Source organism: Pedobacter gandavensis, from assembly GCF_032678465.1.
GTDB classification, from domain to species: Bacteria; Bacteroidota; Bacteroidia; order Sphingobacteriales; family Sphingobacteriaceae; genus Pedobacter; species Pedobacter gandavensis_B.
This window is the reverse complement of sequence record NZ_JAVTSK010000007.1, coordinates 310,396-329,728: the sequence shown is the minus strand read 5'-3', so window position 1 is coordinate 329,728 and position 19,333 is coordinate 310,396. Positions and strand designations below refer to the sequence as shown.

Genomic DNA, 19,333 nt, shown 5'->3' with positions numbered 1-19,333 from the left:
GTGCCCACGAATGGGAAAGTCCTGAACCACAACTTCAGGGTAAAAACCTTTGGAATGTACTTTAATAGACTCCCAATCCGAGGGAAGTCTATTTACTTCTTCAAGATGAAAATGAAGCGTATCAGTGTCTTCGATAACACCAGTAAATTCAAAATTATCTAATATAAAATCTGGTAGAAATAATTTCAACAGGGAAGAGGCAGAAGATGGCATAAATGGAAGTCATTATTAAAAATACAAACCTAACTTTTTATAACTTTCTCCACAACTTTTGGCATTGATCCGATTTAAGCATAGATTTTAGATAGTCTGAAAAGGAAAAATCTAACATCCCTAACTCCCCTGGAAGTTGCCCTGAATGCCTTTGCATTGCATCAACAGTAGTTACCTTTTCTTCCTGTAAGAAAAATAGCATCAAGGGTGAACCAGGTGAACAAGGAGTTCCTGGAAACCCAGGAGCTCCCGGAACAAACGGAAGCTTAATATTATCTGGTACAGGAGCACCAGCCGCTTCTTTAGGAAAGGAAGGAGACTATTACCTGGACCTAACCAGTAGTATTTTTTATGGTCCCAAAACAGGTTCAGCCTGGAATACTTCCATCAATCTAAAAGGAGAAGCAGGAACTAATGGAAATGATGGCCAGAATGGAAACAATGGGACTAACGGATCAAATGGAACCGATGGCTCAACCATTTTAAATGGAACAGCTGCCCCGGCATTAATCCTGGAAAAAATTGGTGATTTTTACATTAACACAGCTACATCAGAATTTTACGGTCCAAAACTTACCAATTCATGGGGAAGCCCGATAAGCCTTAGAGGACCACAAAGTGATTCAGGTAATGGTAACGGTATAAAAATAGCGTTTTATAGAGCTCAACGCTTTACCAACGTCATTCTGGAAGAACCTTATTACGCGGGGGGGGGCTTTATATATGGACAACCAGTCTAAAGATTACGCCTACCAATTACACTGACGATGCTGAAAATGGACTCGTATTGGTTTACTTAAAAGATCTAAATAACCTAGAAGCGAGTTGGAATACAAGAATTGAAGAATCATCTTTAAGCATTAAATCAGTGAATCTAAAGGATTACATCTAAATTTATGGTGAGTTTGATGATAGAAGTCTTACGCACGAAGATTTTGTGAGGGCTTATACTTTTGATATTAAAGTGATCACTCTTTCTGCGTCCTTAGCAAAAACAATGAGCACAAATCATATTGACACAAAAAATGTAAAGGCAGTAGAAAACTTCCTTAAATTGAACAAATAAAAATACCTTTTATAAGCTTAAAGCCCCTTTTCAAATTACAGTTGAAAAGGGGCTTATTTTTTAGGAGAAAAGCTAAGACAGGGTTAAGGTTTATTCGGGAATTGGTGAAGCTTACCTAAGGCTTAGGTAGGGCTTCTGTAGGCTTGTTAGCAGAATCCCGCCCTAGTCAATACTTAGCAACCCTCACACACTTTAGCAACTTATACTTATACAAGCAAAAGACAATACCTCTTCAGCAGTTTTCTCCCGATAATCCCGGACTTATATTATGTGAATTCACATCCATAACAGTTATCCACATTTCCAAAATCCAAAAAAAAGCAAAAACTACTGATTACCAGTAAGATAAATCTAAAATACTACAGCAAATTGATGTTGGCAACTATGTGTAAAAGTCGTTAGTAAAACGTTAACAACATGTTTATAAGTTAAGAATCCGATGTTTAAAAAGACAATTCAAGCAATTTCATCTCATCTTTCCTACATGCCCTTGTCTTAAAAACTTCAACATCCATATTTAATGATCGCATCTGCTTCTTTATATTCTCCCTCCATCGTTTTGCGATTTGAAAAACAAGGTTAGGAAGCTCTTTAACGATGTTGTTTAGGTGATTGGTCACACTACGCATCAGCTATCCCCGGGGATCATTATTTTTGTTTTCTAAAAATGGTAATACCAGTCCAGGGTCGCTTTTGAGCTCAGGTAATGCTTTCAGCTACATATGCTCGAATTCCTCAAAAAGACATTCACGAGGAATCGCTATTGATCAAAAGAAGGAAGTATTTGTACTAGGATCCCAAAAGTGGTTTATAAAAGGCCCCTTTTGACTTGGACTGCATTAAATAGTCGCGGAAATTCTCCTTTATATTTCTTTTGAAATTCTCACCAAATTAGGTTTCTCTGAGATATGAAAACGAGGATTACCGGATCTGCGAAAATTAAGTAGTTATTTTAAATATCTCCTCCCCCACAATGCCCCGGCTATCATTCATGAAAAAACAACAAATCAGCCTTATCCATTGACGTATAAGACAGAAACACTGGATTACATCATCATTCTATCACGAGAATGATAAATTTATGCTTGATGATGAAGGAATCTTACTGAAAACGATATTGTGACCCCGAAAGAAACAAACCATATCTGGAGTAACCGATCGGACCAGCCCTACATACAATTGGCCTTATTACCATATGTAAAGCCGGGCAAGTTATATGGCCAATCCAATGCTTAACCCATTATTTTAATTGATAGGCCATCACTGATTTTTTATAAAATGTAGGGATAAAAATCATTTTTTTTACCGGATCATAACCTATATCAGCTGTGTTTTTTTTCTCTAGATGCGTATCCAGCAGCACCTCGCATTTTCCATCGGAATTTACATAATAGATATAACCGCCCCAACTCGAGCAAATGAAATCACCATTACCAATAGGTTCTAATCCATCACCACCAGCAGGTAAAAGTGCAATTTTACTGATTTTTTTATTTCGATCTGCTTTCAGGAATTCCTTACCTGAAAGGATATAAAGATCATTTTTTATCGCTTTTAATCCATTCACACCATTCATACTGTCCAGATAGAGCGACGGAAGATTCTTCTCGATTTTAAAAATCTTTTTCATTCTGGTATCGGACACATATACAATTCCTTTATCACTCACGGTAATATCATTTAAAAACTTGGTGTCTTCAATCGGAATCTTCCTGACAACCTGAGCTTTAGCAACATCAATCACCACTACTTCCGTTAAATCTGCAACATACAACAGGTTTCCATATTGCGCAAGACCTTTTGGAGCATTCAGACCAGTTACCCAATCCAGATTGATTACTTTACCATCTGTTTGAAGCTTCCCAACACCACCAATTCCATCTACCGCATCCGGGCTATTTCCCATCACCGACACGTATAGCAAATTCGCTTTAGAATCATGTAAAACAGATTCTGGCATGTTGACCACGCTATCCGTTTCCCAAATTTTGACCAGCTCCCGTTGCGCTTTTAAGGATATGGATACAAAAACCATCGAAATCAAAAAGAAATATTTTTTCATGTTTAATTGTTGTTTGATAAATTGAACGACTGCAATTAAATAATTCGGGTACCGAAATTACTATTTCAAGTTAGCAAATTACTCAACAATATGATCATAAACTGGCAATTATCAATATAATTGACTAGGAATAAAGGACTCATCAAAACCAACGGCCTTTTAAAAATCAAATAAAGATTAACTTTAAAGACCTAAACCAGATAACCACCAAGCAAAGCATCGTTATGAATAACAGCGCCATCAGGTATCGTATAAGTTGCCTTATCTTTTCAATATTCTTTTGCGGACTGAGCAATCTAAACGCGCAATCAAAATCAGCAGATTTAAAAAATTGGCCAAAAGGAGCTTCTCCCGAAGAAATCGGGATTCGGGTTGCGGCACGTTTTGTAGCTAGCCCCCATACGAATTTTAATAAACCTGGTCCACCAAAAGTAATTACCTATCCGGAATCCGTGGCCTGGTATGGAGCCCTTACTTTCGCAAAATCTACCGGTAATAAGCAGTTGACCCAACAATTGGCAGAACGATTTGAACCCTTTTTTGGTGTCGATTCGAAATTGATTCCTATTCCGGATCACGTAGATTACTGTGTATTTGGTGCTGTTCCTCTGGAATTATATCAACAAACTAAGGATCAAAAATACCTAAAAATGGGTCTCAGCATTGCCGATAAGCAATGGGGACCGCCAGAAGGACCAAGAGTAAAACCTGAATCACATGATTTTTATGATAAGGGTTATACCTGGCAGACCCGCTTATGGATTGATGACATGTACATGATTACTGCTTTACAAGCTCAGGCTTTCCGCGCTACGGGAGATCAGAAATATATTGACCGCGCAGCAAAAGAAATGGTATTCTACCTCGACGAACTACAGAAACCAAATGGTTTATTTTATCATGCACCCGACGTACCCTACTATTGGGGAAGAGGAGATGGATGGATGGCTGCAGGAATGGCAGAATTACTAAGCTCATTGCCTAAAAAGCATCCAAATAGGGCTAGAATTATGAAAGGGTATACCGATATGATGGCTTCGCTACTAAAATATCAGGGTAAAAATGGCATGTGGAACCAGCTGATTGATGATCCTGAAGCATGGCCGGAAACTTCAGCAACTGGTATGTTCACATTTGCGATGATTAAAGGCGTTAAAAACGGCTGGCTGGACAAGGAAGTTTATGGAAAAGCAGCAAGAAAGGGCTGGCTGGGATTAATCAGTTATATCAACTCAGATGCTGATGTTTCGGATGTGTGCGAAGGTACCAACAAAAAGAATGACCGCCAGTATTACCTAGACCGTAAACGCAATACCGGAGATTTGCACGGTCAGGCGCCGATATTATGGTGCGCTACCGCATTGATCAGCAGGTAGGCATTACAAAAAAAATTCTGCGAGTGTATTATTTATAAAATTTCATTAACATTAAATGGCATCTTCCTTAAAATTGTCATTTAACACCTCTTTTAAGTATAAAAACCGTTACTTGTAGTTCTTATTAGAGCTAAAAAGGTTTTTTTATATGTTTATTTGCAGAAACAAACCAACCTAAACTTAATTTACATTGTTATAAAAGCTGAAAGCTGTGTTTTCAACTGTAACATGTAACCTAAAACTCTGTATTCTGTGAAGAACCAAACCGCCTATATTACCATCATTCGTCCGGCCAACCTGGTTACGTCTGTTGCAGATGTACTGGCAGGAGTGGCCATTTCAGGATACTTTTTAACCACGACATTCGAGTTCGACGACTTCCTTCCCATTCTTTTACTTTGTACTTCTACACTCGGGCTTTATAGCGGCGGAGTCATATTCAATGATGTATTTGACGCGGAGAAAGATAAAATAGAGCGTCCGGGGCGCCCAATTCCAAACGGAGCAATTACTAAGAAAGATGCAATCGTATTTGGAGGGATTTGCTTTACAATAGGTATCGTTGCAGCGGCATTTGTAAATCTGACTTCACTGGCCTTGGCAATGTTGATTTTAGTTGCAGCCCTGACCTATGACAAATGGACTAAACACTTAACAGTGATAGGACCGATCAATATGGGTTTATGCAGGGGATTGAACCTACTTTTAGGGGTTAGTGTTTTTTCAAGAACACCTGAATTGTGGTGGCTAGTGATCGCCCTTATTCCTATAGTGTACATTGCCTCATTAACAATTATTAACAGAAGAAAAGGAAATGATCTAAGCAAAAATTCGTTATATCTGGCCGCTTTTTTATACGCTTTTGTGATCGCCTGTATTCTAATTATTGCCAGCAGTAAAGGCTTTTTTCTAATGACAATTCTGTTTGTAATTCCTTTTTATCTGATGATTTTCACGCCCTTGTTTAAGGCATTGGACAATCCTATAGGAGAAAACATTCACAAATCAGTAAAGGCGGGAGTAATTGCGCTCATTCTGCTTAATGCTGCTTGGGCTAGTGCTTTTGGCATCTGGTATATTGCATTGCTGATCCTGCTATTACTCCCTTTATCCTTATGGCTGAGTAAAAACTTTTCCGTTAATTAACTGGAACCAGTTTGTAAATGATCCCTGGAGATTCTACTGCGATGTAGATAAAGCCATCCGGTGCCATTCTCACATCTCTTAACCTACCGATATTTTTGAAAAGTATCTCTTCTTTAGTCACTTTATTATCTTTTAGTACAGATCTGTTTAAGTACTGGAATCGTAAAGAACCCGTCAGCAGGTTACCTTCCCATCCTTTGTAGCGATTTCCTGTCACGAAAGCCATGCCGCTTGGACCAATGGAAGGAATCCAGTAATGTAGAGGTGGGGTGATCCCATCTTTTTCGGATACGTCAGAGATAACTTTTCCATTATAATTGATCCCATAAGTAGCTACCGGCCAGCCATAGTTTTTACCTGGCTGCACAATATTGATCTCGTCGCCACCTCTTGGTCCGTGTTCGTTCTCCCAGATCGCACCAGTTTGTGGATGGATCGTCATTCCCTGAGGATTCCTATTTCCATAAGTATAAATAGAGCTGGATGCACCTGCTGTTTTCACAAAAGGATTATCAGATGGAATGGTACCGTCTGTTTTAATTCTGTGGATTTTGCCGAGATCATTTCCTTCGATCACCTGAGGATTTTCTTTTTCATTTCCACGTTCGCCAACAGAGATATAAAGAGAGCCATCTTTACCAAATGCCAGTCTGGATCCATAATGGTGTTGAGTTTTTGACCACGGTTTGGCTACAAAAATATCCTTTTGATCGATCAGCTGATCACCTTCCAATTTTGCTTTTAATACTGCAGTAGTTGCCAGTACCACAGCACCTTCTGTTTTAGGTTTAGAATAGGAAAGATATATGGTTTTATTTTTCGCGAAATTCGGATCCAATACCACATCCATCAATCCACCTTGTCCTTTGTTTAAAAGTACAGGCACTCCACTGATGGCATGGAGTGATTTGTCTTTGCTCACTCGGTAAAATTTACCCGTACGGTCTGTAACCAACAGCTCTTGATTGGGCAAAAATGCAATCCCCCAAGGTATATCCATTCCTTTTGCCACTGTATCCAGACGAATAGTCATTGCTTCAGTTTTGAAAATATTGCTGGTTGGCTTATCAGAAGCTGAATAGCGATCTACATTTTTGATCCCTTTTAAAATGTAATCCGCCAGTTCCTTGATCTCCACATCAGTAAATGCCGAATCAAAAGAAGGCATTCCTTCATTGGCATACCCATGTTTTATCGCTTTCACAAGGTCTTCTTTCTTACTGCCATGTTTCCATTGACGGTCTACAAAAGCATCCATCTTTTCACCATGACATCCACCACAGAAATTTCGGTAGTTTACTGCCGCTTTCTCCTCCCGGAAGCGGGAATCGCTAAGACTTGCTCTTTTTAATGCACTTACCTGAGAATTGATTTGAGGCTGTTCATCAAAACTCAGCAAAGTTGTCAACACGCCACCAATAACCAGGGCGCTGCCAAAATACTTTATCATATTAAAATTCAGTTTAGTGTGTTTGAACACGTAAAATACATATAAATCCAGAGAAATCCGATTTTGAATGTGAAGCTATTCTATAATAATTGTTATGATAAAATGAAGTAATCCATTTTATCATAACATATCCTTCTTATTGCTGCCGTTTTTTTATAGAACATTACTTTTTAAGGTCAATGTTATTACATTTGAAAACACACAAACCAAAGAACCACATGAATTCAAGAAGATCATTTTTAAAGAAAGCGGCCTTATTATCAGGGGCTGCCGGACTACCAAACGTTATCCCAATGTCTATTCAGAAGGCAATGGCCATCAGTGCCGACCCTGGATCTACATTTTATGATGCTGAACATGTGGTCTTCCTAATGCAGGAAAACCGATCATTTGACCATATGTTTGGCAAGCTAAAAGGGGTACGAGGCTTTAATGATCCCAGAACTTTTACCCTTCCTAACCAGGACAAAGTATGGCTACAAAAAGATGCACAAGGAAAAACATATGCTCCTTTTCATGTTGACATCAATAAAACTAAAATCACCTGGCAAGGTGGCTTACCACATTCCTGGTCCGACCAGCTTGCGGCAAGAAATCAAGGGAAATATGACAAATGGCTGCCTGTGAAATCTCATCTATGCCTCGGTTATTACGATCGTACTGATGTTCCTTTTTATTATGCAATGGCAGATGCTTTCACGATTTGCGACCATAACTTTTGCTCTTCTTTAACCGGAACTACTCCGAACAGGTTGTTTTTCTGGACGGGAACCATCCGCCCGGAGCTCAATGGAACATGTATTGCGGCCGTCAATAATTCTCAGGCAGAATCACGAGAGAACGCCTTTGTAGATTGGGATACTTTCCCGGAAATACTGGAAGATAATGATATCAGCTGGAAAATCTACCAGAATGAAATCTGGACTGCCGATCTGCAGGGTGATACAGTAGACGATTGGTTGGGTAATTATGGCGACAATGCCATTGAATATGTGAAACGCTATCATGTAAAACTTGCTGCTTATTTCAGAAAGAATGGAGATAAAACGGCTAAACCTCCGCTTAGTCCGGCAGAAGTGACAGAAAAATACAATAAACTAAGTGACAGAGAAAAGAACCTCATCGACAAAGCTTTCGCCAGTAACATTAATGCCCCGGAAAATTATCTGGAATTAGCTCCTTTCTCATTTACAGATGATCAAGGAAAAACACAAACAGTAAACATTCCCAAAAATGACATCTTTCATCAGTTTCGCTCGGATGTAGACAAGGGCATACTACCTACCGTTTCCTGGTTGGTAGCGCCGCAGCGGTTTTCTGACCATACCAGCTCTCCTTTATACGGCACCTGGTATGTTTCTGAAGCAATAGACATCCTGACCAAAAATCCTGAAGTCTGGAAGAAGACCATTTTTATTTTGACTTATGATGAGAATGATGGTTATTTCGACCATATCCCTCCTTATGTTGTGCCCAAACCTGGGGATGCCAGTACCGGAAAAGTTTCTGAAAAGATAGATATTTCAGCCGATCATGAACAGACAAAAGATAGTCCCATTGGATTGGGTTATCGGGTACCCATGCTGGTTGCTTCTCCATGGAGCAAAGGTGGATATGTGAATTCCCAGGTATTTGATCACACTTCTTGTCTGATGTTCTTGGAAAATTTCCTGGGTCAAAAAACTGGAAAAAAAATCCGAAGTAAAAACATCAGCAGCTGGAGAAGGGCAATCTGTGGCGATTTAACTTCAGTATTCAGACCTGCTAAGGCAGATTCATCGAAACCGATAGCCACTTTAAAAAAAGAGGCTGTAATTACCGGAATTCAAAATGCAAAGAATAAACCAGCACAAATAAAACCAGATGCACTAACCACAGCCGAAATTTCAGCCATCAATGCCCATCCTCCTTTTGATTCGTTATCTCCATCGGCTATGCCACAACAGGAAAGAGGAACCAGGCCTGCCTGTGCTTTACCATACCAGCTTTTTGCTGATGCACATGTTGATCCGATTAATAAAACTATTAAAATAGATTTTGAATCAGGAAAAGGGAACTTCGGACAAAAATTAGTTCCTGTTGGTGTTCCATTTTTAATGTACACGCCTGTGAATTATCAACAAGTGCCGGGCAAAACCTGGAATTATGCAGTTGTTGCCGGGGATCAGATCACCGATCAGTTGAAATTATCAAACTTTGAAAAAGACAATTATCATCTATGTATCAATGGTCCGAATGGATTCTTCCGCCAATTTAAAGGAAATCAACATGATCCTGCTTTAAAAACCAGTTGCGGTTACGAAGTAAACGGTTTGTTAAGTAAAAGAGGCACCGGGAATATTCAATTACTATTGGAAAACGAAGGCAATTCGGTGATGAAAGTTCAGATCAGGGACCTGACTTATCAAAAGAATAAAAGCCAGAAAATCACTTTAGCACCAAAAGGAAAAGCAAAGGTGATCGTCGATTTACAGAAAAACAGGTTTTGGTACGATTTCTCTATTGAGGTGGATGGTCATGATGCTTTTAGCAAACAATATGCAGGTCATGTGGAAACTGGTGAAGAAGGAATTACCGATCCATTTATGGGCGGAGTCGTTTAATTAACTAAAACCAAGTGATTACTTAATATTTGATAGCCCCCGGAAAATACGAATATCGATTTTAATGGGGGCTGTCAATGCCCTCCACTAATTTCGTCTAAATCCTGTTCTTCCTGTTTTTCAACATCGAGCTCTACTTCTCCCCGTTCATCTTCTTTTGCTTTCCATAAAGGGTATAAAAAAAGAATTGCCGCAGCAATAAAAAGCACACCAGTGACTTCGAGTGCATAGATCGCAGCGGGCTGCTCATTTGTCACCATGATGAAATAGGCGATCAAAGCAATTATTCCCAGGATAATTGCAATCACTGCTTTCTGAAGTTTCATGACTTTAATCATAACAAGAGGAATTTAGTTTACCTTTTAATGTTAACAAAAACCAAACCAATGTTCAAAAAGAAATCGGGTTGTATTCCCACAGGAAGGAGATAAATCTATTTTTTTTCCTAATTTACGATCCTTAAATATAATAACCTTTGGTTTGCGGAGACTCCCGGTGTATTGCTGAGGATAAGACTACATTATTTAATTCTAAAAATGTAACTTTGCAACCTTAATTTTTTGGAGATACTTGATTGATGTATAGGGAATTTAAACAGCTGGAACTAGCTAAAATAGGAAAAGAAATACTTGAATTTTGGAAAGCGGAAAACATCTTTGAGAAGAGCATTTCTACACGTTCAAAAGCGAATCCATTCACTTTTTATGAAGGCCCGCCTTCAGCAAATGGAATGCCTGGGATTCACCACGTGATGGCACGTGCGATTAAAGATATTTTTTGCCGTTATAAAACATTAAAAGGCTTTCAGGTAAAGCGTAAAGGCGGATGGGACACACATGGACTACCTATTGAGCTTGCTGTAGAAAAGAAATTAGGCATTACTAAAGAAGATATTGGAAAGAAGATTTCCGTAGAAGAATACAATACAGCCTGTAAAGAGGAGGTCATGAAATATACAGATGTATGGAATGACCTTACCGAAAAAATGGGCTACTGGGTAGACCTTGAAAACCCATATATCACTTACGAAAGCGATTATATTGAATCTTTATGGTCGATCTTAAAATCTTTCTATGACAAAGGCCTTTTATACAAAGGATATACTGTTCAACCTTACTCTCCTGCTGCAGGAACAGGGTTAAGTTCGCATGAACTGAACCAGCCGGGCACGTACAAAATGTTGAAAGACACTTCAATCACGGCTCAATTCTTCCTTAAAAAGGACCAGAACCATCCATTGATGGCACAGCTTTTTGAAAATAATCAGGAAGAAACTGCAATCCTTGCTTGGACTACTACCCCATGGACTTTACCTTCTAACTGTGCATTAGCAGTTGGTGATAAAATCACCTATGTGAAGGTGAAAACTTTTAACCCTTATACTTACCTTCCGGTGAGTGTGATTCTGGCTAAAGATCTGGTTGGGAAGCACTTTAAAGCGGATGCCTCGGTATTGGCGCTGGATGACTACAAAGCTGGGGACAAACTGATTCCCTGGACGATTGCTAAAGAATTTACAGGTAAAGAGCTGATCGGTTTACATTATCATCAATTAATGCCTTATGTTACCAATGAGGATTTAGAAGCCAATGCTTTCCGCGTAATTTCTGGTGATTTCGTAACCACAGAAGATGGTACTGGTATCGTACATACCGCTTCTATCTTTGGTGCAGACGATTTTCGTATCGCCAAAGAAGCTGGTGTTCCATCGGTTTTGGTAAAAGACGAAAATGGGAATGAAGTGCCTTTAGTTGACAAACAAGGTAAGTTTGTAAAGGAGGTAACTGATTTTGCCGGTCGATTTGTTAAAGAAGAATACTATACTGACGAAGAACGTGCTGCTGCTGATTTTAAACCTACAGATGTGCTGATTGCCATCAAATTAAAAGAAGACAACAAAGCATTCGACGTTAAGAAATATGAACACAGTTACCCACATTGCTGGAGAACTGATAAGCCGATTCTTTACTATCCTTTAGACAGCTGGTTCATCAGAACTACTGCAGTAAAAGAGAAAATGGTAGCTTTAAATAAAACCATCAACTGGAAACCTGAGGCAACCGGAACTGGTCGCTTTGGCAACTGGCTGGAAAACCTCGTAGATTGGAACCTTTCCCGTTCGCGTTATTGGGGTACTCCTTTACCAATCTGGAGAACTGAAGACGGAAAACATGAAAAATGTATCGGTTCTGTGGAAGAATTGAATGCAGAGATCCAGAAATCTATAGCTGCAGGTTATATGGAAGCTGGTTTTGAGTTGAAAGATATGCACCGTCCTTATGTGGATGAGGTGATCCTTACAGCTGAAAATGGCGAAAGAATGGTTCGGGAGCTAGACCTGATTGATGTTTGGTTCGACAGCGGTGCCATGCCTTACGCACAATGGCATTTCCCTTTTGAAAACAAAGAAGAATTTGCAAATGCTTATCCTGCGGATTTTATCGCCGAAGGTGTAGATCAGACACGTGGCTGGTTCTTTACTTTACACGCCATTGCGGTGATGTTAAGTGAATCCAGTGAAGAGATTAAAGCCATCAATGAACGTGTAGGTAATCCAGGTGTAGCATTTAAAAACGTAGTTTCCAATGGACTGGTATTGGATAAAAACGGCAATAAAATGTCTAAGCGATTGGGCAATGGTGTAGATCCTTTTGCTACCATTGATACTTATAGTGCTGATGCGACGCGCTGGTACATGATCAGTAATGCCTCACCATGGGATAACCTTAAGTTTAATACCGATGGTATCGACGAAGTTCGCCGTAAATTTTTTGGTACCCTTTACAACACTTATTCATTCTTCGCTTTATATGCAAATATTGATAAGTTTGTGATTGATGTAGAAAATCAGACTCCTGTTGCAGAACGCAGTGAGCTTGACCGATGGATTTTATCATTATTGCAAACACTGATTGCAGAAGTAGACGAGAATTACCAGGCTTATGAGCCTACGAAGGCTTCAAGAGCCATCCAGACATTTGTAGATGAACATTTGAGCAACTGGTACATCCGTTTATCTCGTCGCCGTTTCTGGAAAGGTGAGATGACTGCGGATAAAAAGGCAGCTTACGAAACTTTATATACCTGTTTAACGAGCATCGCACAGATCATGTCGCCGGTAGCACCATTCTTCTCTGATTGGTTGTTCCAAAATCTTTCTGTGAATACGGCTGAAGCATCAGTCCACTTAACGATATGGAATGAAGCAGATCACTCATTGATCGATACTGCATTAAACGAACGTATGGAACTGGCACAAAACATCTCTTCGATGGTCCTTTCTTTACGTAAAAAAAGCAGTATCAATGTACGTCAGCCGCTAGCGAAGATCTTAATTCCAGTATTGGATAAGAAATTTGCCGAGCAGGTGGAATTGGTGAAGGAACTGATTTTATCGGAAACCAACATTAAAGCGATTGAATACATCACTGATACTGCAGGTTTTATTAAGAAAAAAATCAAACCTAACTTTAAAGCTTTAGGACCTAAAGTAGGTAAGGAAATGAAGCTGGTAGCAGATCTGATCAGTAACATGAGCCCGGAAGATTTAGCAGGTTTTGAGGCGACTGGTGAGTACCAGATTCCCAATACCGACTATGTAGTTCAATTGTCTGATGTGGAGATCATTGCAGAAGACATTCCGGGATGGCAAGTTACAAATCTTGGCAACCTGACTGTCGCTTTAGATGTGACCATCACCGATGAATTGAAGCAGGAAGGATTATCCCGTGAGCTGATTAACAGAATTCAGAACCTGAGAAAAGAATTAAACTTTGAGGTTACAGATCGGATTACCGTGTCTTTACAAAACGATAATCTGATTGCAAATGCAGTAGCTCAAAATAAAACATACATTTGTTCAGAAATTTTAGCGGATAAAATTAATTTAATAGATAATTTAGAAGGTGGAAACAAAATCGTCATTGATGATGTTGAACTAGATATTTCGATCGCAAAACAATAATATTATGGAAAAAGCTACAAAAACACGGTATTCAGATAGTGAACTTCAAGAGTTTAAAGAACTTATTCAAGGAAAACTACGTATGGCGAGAGAAGAATTTCTTTCACTGACCAGCTCATTAAGTAGCCCGAACTCTAACGGAACTGAAGATACTTCAGGTACTTATAAAACTTTAGAAGATGGCTCTGCAACTTTAGAGAAAGAACAATTGAACCAGCTGGCTGCACGTCAGAAGAAATTCATTGAAAACCTGGAGGCAGCATTGGTACGTATTGAGAACAAAACTTATGGCATTTGCCGTGAAACAGGTAAGCTGATTCAGAAAGAGCGTTTGCGCGCAGTTCCTCATGCGACGTTAAGTATGGAAGCTAAATTGAAGCAGAGCTAATGAAGGGATACACTAAACCTTTACTGATTATATTTTTAGTCTTAATCGCTGACCAGCTGATTAAAACCTGGGTCAAAACCAATATGTTCCTTGGACAGGAGTTCAAGATTATTGGAGACTGGTGTATTATCCACTTTACGGAGAATAATGGAATGGCCTTTGGTCTTGAGTTTGGTGGTGAATTTGGAAAGCTATCACTTTCTTTATTCAGAATTGCTGCCGTAGCAGGTATTGGATATGGTTTACATTACCTAATCCAAAGAAAATACCACAGAGGCTTAATCATGAATGTTGCCTTAATCTTTACAGGTGCATTGGGTAATATCATTGACTCGGTATTTTATGGAAAGATCTACGGATACGCAGGTTGGTTTCATGGAAGAGTAGTAGATATGTTCTACTTCCCATTGGTAGAAGGCGTATTCCCTAAATGGGTGCCAATCTGGGGAGGTGAAGATTATATCTTCTTCAGACCCGTATTTAACCTTGCTGATGCAGCGATCTCTATTGGTGTAGTTCTGATCCTGATTAATCAGAAGACATACTTCAAAGAAGAGATCAATGAACAAATTGGTCTTAACAATGAGATTACAGAAGATTAAAAAATTATAAAATATAATCAGCCCGTAAAGCAAATGTTTTACGGGCTCTTTTGTTTTTAGTCCTCAATGCTGCAAAGATTTTTAACAAAAAATACAACTCATTATTAACGAGTTAAGTGATATTTTGTAAATTGTGAACTACAGCGATATGGAATTGGCCCGATATTTACATCTTCTATTCAAATACACAAAAAGAAAAACATCTATTATGAAAAAATTATTTGCCCTTGCCTTTGTTGCCTTATTTAGTTTAAGTGCCATGGCTCAACAAGTAGACCTGAGAAAAAAGATTAATGTGAGCGGATCTGCAGAAGCAGAGGTAACTCCGGATATTATTTACATCAGCATCTCTCTTAAAGAATATTTGAAAGATAACAATAGCAAGAAAAAAGTAGAGATCACCACTCTGGAAAATCAATTGTACAATGCAGTTCAAACTGCAGGAATTTCAAAAGAGAATTTAACGATCAATAATTTGTCAGGTTATACAATTGCAGAAAAAAAGAAAAATCCTGACTTTTTGGTGAGCAAACAATACCGTCTGAAAGTAAGCGACCTAAATAAATTCAATGAAATCATTGGGGATATTGATCCAAAAGGTATTGCTTATACCAATATCGATAGCTATGATTATTCGAAAATTGAAACTTTAAAAAAGGAATTAAAAATTAAGGCGCTACAGGCCGCAAAAGCAAAAGCCACATACCTTGTAGAAGCAATTGGAGATAAATTAGGAAGCATCATTGACATTCAGGAATTAAACAATGAGTCTTACCCACAGCCAATGTACCGTAATGTGATGATGATGAAATCAGAAAGCGCGGATATGGCTGGAGCACCGGCGCCTGAGATTGACTTTAAAAAGATCAAACTAAATTACACCATGAATACCGTGTTTGAGATTAAATAAGCTGACCAAAAGAACACACACTTTCTGTTGGTTTAGCTGGAACAAGGTTCCATATAGAAATTAATGTATTAACCAGTATATACCTGAGAGAGCCTAAAAACTAGGTATTTATCAACAAGAAAGCCTTCAGGGAAAACCTACCAATATTTTTTGGTAGGTTTTTTGTTTGTCATCCCACAGTAAGTCACTTAACCTTAATTACATGAAAAAATTCATTTATTCCTTAGCCTTAATTTTTATGCTTGGCTTTAGCGCAAATACAGTTGTTGCTGCAGATAAGTCTGAAAAAAATAAAACGGAAATGACAGTTGAACAACAGGCACAACTGAGAAGAATTACAGAGCGTGTTGAGGAAATCAAATCGATGGATAAGTCGAATTTGTCCAGAACAGAGAAAAAAGAACTCCGTAAAGAGCTTAGAGAGTTGAAAAAACAATCTAAAGCATTAGGTGGCGGCGTTTATCTTTCTGTTGGAGCGATTATCATTATCATCCTGCTATTAATCCTAATATTATAAGCTTCTCATCTACCGATGAATAAAAAAACCTTCCCCGTAATGGAGAAGGTTTTTTTTGTATACTATCTTTTATGGAAGGTAATCGTCATCCATAAAAACATTAGTCGATATATTCGAAACCAGTATATTTTACGAGTACCTCAGGAACTTTAACCCCTTTATCAGTTTGGTTGTTCTCCAGGATGCAAGCCACAATACGTGGCAATGCCAATGCACTTCCATTTAATGTATGCGCCAATTGCGTTTTACCTGTAGCTCCTTTAAATCTTAGTTTTAGTCGATTTGCCTGATAAGTCTCAAAGTTAGACACAGAGGAAACCTCTAACCAACGTTGCTGTGCTGCAGACCACACCTCCATGTCATAAGTCATGGCTGAGGTAAAGCTCATATCTCCACCACATAAGCGTAGTACGCGATAATGTAAGCCCAGTTCTTTTAACAAACTTTGTACATATTCACTCATTTGCTCCAAAGTCTCATAAGATTTGTCTGGATGTACTACTTGTACAACCTCCACCTTATCAAACTGGTGTAAACGGTTTAAACCTCTTACGTGTGCACCATAAGATCCTGCTTCACGACGGAAACATGGGGTATAGGCCGTGTTTTTAACCGGAAGCTCTTCTTCTTTCAAAATCACATCACGGTATAAATTTGTTACCGGCACTTCAGCCGTAGGAATCAGGTAAAGGTTATCCACACCAGCATGATACATTTGCCCTTCTTTATCCGGCAATTGTCCGGTTCCAAAACCTGATGCTTCATTTACCAAATGAGGTACCTGCATTTCTCTATATCCCGCATCAACTGCATGATCCAGGAAATAGTTGATCAGCGCTCTTTGTAAACGCGCACCTTTTCCTTTATAAACTGGAAATCCTGCACCGGCAATCTTCGTTCCCAGTTCAAAATCAATAATATCATATTTAGTAGTCAGCTCCCAGTGTGGCACAGCATTTTCGCTCAATATTGCAGGCTCACCATGGACCAATATCACTTCATTTTCTTCAGCAGTATTTCCTGTCGCCACAGATTCATGAGGTAGGTTAGGCAATTGAACAATCAATTGAAACAACTTCTCTTCTGCAGCCACCAATAGCTCTGAAAGGGTTTTAATCTGCTCTTTATTCGCTGTAGTCTCCGATTTTAATACTTCCGCTTCCTCTTTTTTTCCATTACGCATCAGCTCTCCAATTTGTTTAGCACTGGAATTAGCAATTGCAGAAAGTGAATCTAAGGAGGTTTGAGCCTGTCTACGCTCTTCATCAATTTTAATAATTTCATCAACCAGTTCTGGTTGCTTGAATTTACGTACACTCAGTCGTTCTAAAACTTTGTCTCTATTTTCGCGGATATAGTTAACTTGCAGCATTATTTTATATTTTAAACAAAGATAATAACTTAAACGTCATTGCGAACCTTAAGGGGTACCAGATTAGGATAATATCCTTCAACTTGGTGTCAATTTTGGCAGAGCTGATGAAAAAATATTATGGAAGGCAAATTATTTCTTGTTCCCACGCCGATTGGCAACCTTGAGGATATGACCTTCAGGGCGATAAGGATATTAAAAGAGGCAGATGTGATTCTTGCCGAAGACACGCGTACGAGTGCACCGATGCTGAAGCATTTTGGAATCGATAAAAAAGCATATTCACACCACCAGCATAATGAACACCAGGCAACTTCGGAAATCATCAGATTTCTAAAGGAAGGAAAAAATGTGGCCTTGATTTCTGATGCAGGAACTCCGGCAATTTCCGACCCTGGTTTTTTCTTGGTTAGAGAAGCTATCAAAAACGATCTTGCTGTGGAATGCTTACCTGGTGCTACGGCTTTTGTACCCGCATTAGTTAATTCGGGTCTGCCTTCAGACACCTTTATCTTTGAAGGTTTCTTGCCTGTGAAGAAAGGTCGACAAACACGTTTTAAGAAACTGGCAGAAGAAGACCGTACGATCATTCTGTATGAGAGTCCGCATAGATTACTAAAAACCCTGGAAGAATTTGCAGAATACTGCGGTGAAGATCGCCAGGCTTCAGTAAGTAGAGAGCTCACTAAAATGTATGAAGAAACCGTTAGGGGTACTTTACTGGAAATCAAAGAACATTTTGAGAACAATATACTTAAAGGCGAGTTTGTGATCTGTATTGCCGGAAAAACAGAAGTGAAGAAGTCTAAGTATGACAAGAAGGATTCGGAAGGTTAGTTTCCGGACGACAAAGTAGTTAGCCGGCTGTTTGCTTAAGATTAAATAGGGCTAAACCCCAGATTAATCAACACAAATCAAGTATATAAAAGAAAATTCAGGTTCAATTTTTGATAGTAATATAAAAAGCGTTTGTATGATATTAATTGATAGATTTTTAAGTGATGAACAAGATCCCAAAGCTGTTGAAAAAGTTTTAGGAAAACTAAACGATATGCTCAGTGCAAATGAAGAACTGATTTATATGGCGGTACAAAAAAGACCTGCAGTAAATCTACTTCCCACCTGTATTGTAGTCAGTAATAAACGTATTTTCTATTGCGAGCCAGGAAATTTTGGAATCACGATGAATTTCAAAGACATTTCCTGGAAAACGATCAAGGAGGTTTCTTTTAAAGAAGAGATCTTCGGCTCTAAATTCATCTGTGTGCCTACCTATGGCGAAAACATCATTACTGAATACATCCCAAAGGTTCAGGCACGTAAATTATACCAGGCCGCACATGAACAACTGGAAGCATTTAAAGAGCAACAAAGACAAATAGAACTGGAGGAAAGACGTTCTTCAACCTCCCCGGTTACGGTAAACACCGTTCCTTCAGCTATAGAAGAAGAGCCAATAACTTTTATTCCTCCTACACCTGTAGCAACCAGCTTTGCTGTTGCTGCTCCTGTTGAAGAACCTGAGGATGAAACGACCTTGAAACTAAGAAAATTGAAAACGTTGTATGATAAACAATTGATTACACTGGAAGAATATGAAGCGAAAAAAGCTGACATTCTGGACAGCTTTTAATCAAATTGCTGAAAAAAAAATTAAAACTGCT

At 38.9% G+C, this 19,333-nt stretch carries 14 protein-coding genes and 1 pseudogene; 10 read left to right on the top strand and 5 right to left on the bottom strand.

Annotated elements, in window-relative coordinates:
* A pseudogene (locus R2Q94_RS15140) lies at positions 1 to 213 on the bottom strand (hypothetical protein); the annotation flags it as partial.
* A 2,306-nt stretch (positions 214 to 2,519) separates the two neighbouring features.
* Entirely contained in the window at positions 2,520 to 3,341 is an 822-nt protein-coding gene (locus tag R2Q94_RS15135; RefSeq protein WP_316822308.1) for an ATP-binding protein, read from the bottom strand.
* Between the two features lie 224 nt (positions 3,342 to 3,565).
* Between R2Q94_RS15135 and R2Q94_RS15130 the strand changes: the two genes are divergently transcribed.
* Positions 3,566 to 4,717, top strand: a complete 1,152-nt coding sequence (locus tag R2Q94_RS15130; protein WP_316822307.1) for a glycoside hydrolase family 105 protein — start codon at positions 3,566 to 3,568, stop codon at positions 4,715 to 4,717.
* 252 nt (positions 4,718 to 4,969) lie between these two features.
* Positions 4,970 to 5,863, top strand: coding sequence for a UbiA-like protein EboC (eboC, locus tag R2Q94_RS15125; RefSeq protein WP_316822306.1), 894 nt, complete (start codon positions 4,970 to 4,972; stop codon positions 5,861 to 5,863).
* Here eboC and R2Q94_RS15120 read toward each other — a convergent pair.
* On the bottom strand, positions 5,856 to 7,313 hold the full coding sequence (locus tag R2Q94_RS15120; RefSeq protein ID WP_316822305.1) for a PQQ-dependent sugar dehydrogenase: 1,458 nt from the start codon (positions 7,311 to 7,313) through the stop codon (positions 5,856 to 5,858). The two genes, eboC and R2Q94_RS15120, sit on opposite strands and share 8 nt — an antisense overlap.
* A 218-nt stretch (positions 7,314 to 7,531) precedes the next feature.
* Between R2Q94_RS15120 and R2Q94_RS15115 the strand changes: the two genes are divergently transcribed.
* Entirely contained in the window at positions 7,532 to 9,916 is a 2,385-nt protein-coding gene (locus tag R2Q94_RS15115) for a phosphocholine-specific phospholipase C (protein ID WP_316822304.1), read from the top strand.
* A gap of 74 nt (positions 9,917 to 9,990) precedes the next feature.
* On the opposite strand, the gene R2Q94_RS15110 is transcribed toward R2Q94_RS15115, so the two are convergent.
* Positions 9,991 to 10,254 (bottom strand): isoleucyl-tRNA synthetase, encoded by a 264-nt coding sequence (locus R2Q94_RS15110; RefSeq protein ID WP_316822303.1) that lies wholly within the window; start codon positions 10,252 to 10,254, stop codon positions 9,991 to 9,993.
* A gap of 239 nt (positions 10,255 to 10,493) precedes the next feature.
* Between R2Q94_RS15110 and ileS the strand changes: the two genes are divergently transcribed.
* From ileS to R2Q94_RS15085, 5 genes are all read left to right on the top strand, one after another.
* Complete coding sequence (ileS, locus tag R2Q94_RS15105) at positions 10,494 to 13,880, top strand: isoleucine--tRNA ligase (RefSeq protein ID WP_316822302.1); 3,387 nt, start codon at positions 10,494 to 10,496, stop codon at positions 13,878 to 13,880.
* A gap of 4 nt (positions 13,881 to 13,884) precedes the next feature.
* Positions 13,885 to 14,268 (top strand): TraR/DksA family transcriptional regulator, encoded by a 384-nt coding sequence (locus R2Q94_RS15100; protein ID WP_062550535.1) that lies wholly within the window; start codon positions 13,885 to 13,887, stop codon positions 14,266 to 14,268.
* Positions 14,268 to 14,870 carry a lipoprotein signal peptidase gene (locus R2Q94_RS15095; protein WP_316822301.1) on the top strand — a complete coding sequence of 201 codons (603 nt, stop codon included), beginning with the start codon at positions 14,268 to 14,270 and terminating at the stop codon, positions 14,868 to 14,870. The genes R2Q94_RS15100 and R2Q94_RS15095 overlap by 1 nt, the downstream gene beginning before the upstream one ends.
* A gap of 208 nt (positions 14,871 to 15,078) precedes the next feature.
* A complete protein-coding gene (locus R2Q94_RS15090) occupies positions 15,079 to 15,780 on the top strand; it encodes an SIMPL domain-containing protein (RefSeq protein WP_316822300.1) in 702 nt (233 codons plus the stop codon).
* A 202-nt stretch (positions 15,781 to 15,982) separates the two neighbouring features.
* Positions 15,983 to 16,297: a hypothetical protein gene (locus R2Q94_RS15085; protein WP_316822299.1), complete on the top strand. Its 315-nt coding sequence runs from the start codon at positions 15,983 to 15,985 to the stop codon at positions 16,295 to 16,297.
* A 100-nt stretch (positions 16,298 to 16,397) separates the two neighbouring features.
* On the opposite strand, the gene serS is transcribed toward R2Q94_RS15085, so the two are convergent.
* On the bottom strand, positions 16,398 to 17,669 hold the full coding sequence (gene serS, locus R2Q94_RS15080; RefSeq protein ID WP_316822298.1) for a serine--tRNA ligase: 1,272 nt from the start codon (positions 17,667 to 17,669) through the stop codon (positions 16,398 to 16,400).
* Positions 17,670 to 17,789: 120 nt separating this feature from the next.
* On the opposite strand from serS, the gene rsmI reads away from it, so the two are divergent.
* Positions 17,790 to 18,506: a 16S rRNA (cytidine(1402)-2'-O)-methyltransferase gene (rsmI, locus tag R2Q94_RS15075; RefSeq protein WP_316822297.1), complete on the top strand. Its 717-nt coding sequence runs from the start codon at positions 17,790 to 17,792 to the stop codon at positions 18,504 to 18,506.
* A 136-nt stretch (positions 18,507 to 18,642) separates the two neighbouring features.
* Positions 18,643 to 19,302, top strand: a complete 660-nt coding sequence (locus R2Q94_RS15070) for a PH domain-containing protein (protein ID WP_316822296.1) — start codon at positions 18,643 to 18,645, stop codon at positions 19,300 to 19,302.
* Positions 19,303 to 19,333 lie beyond the last annotated feature (31 nt).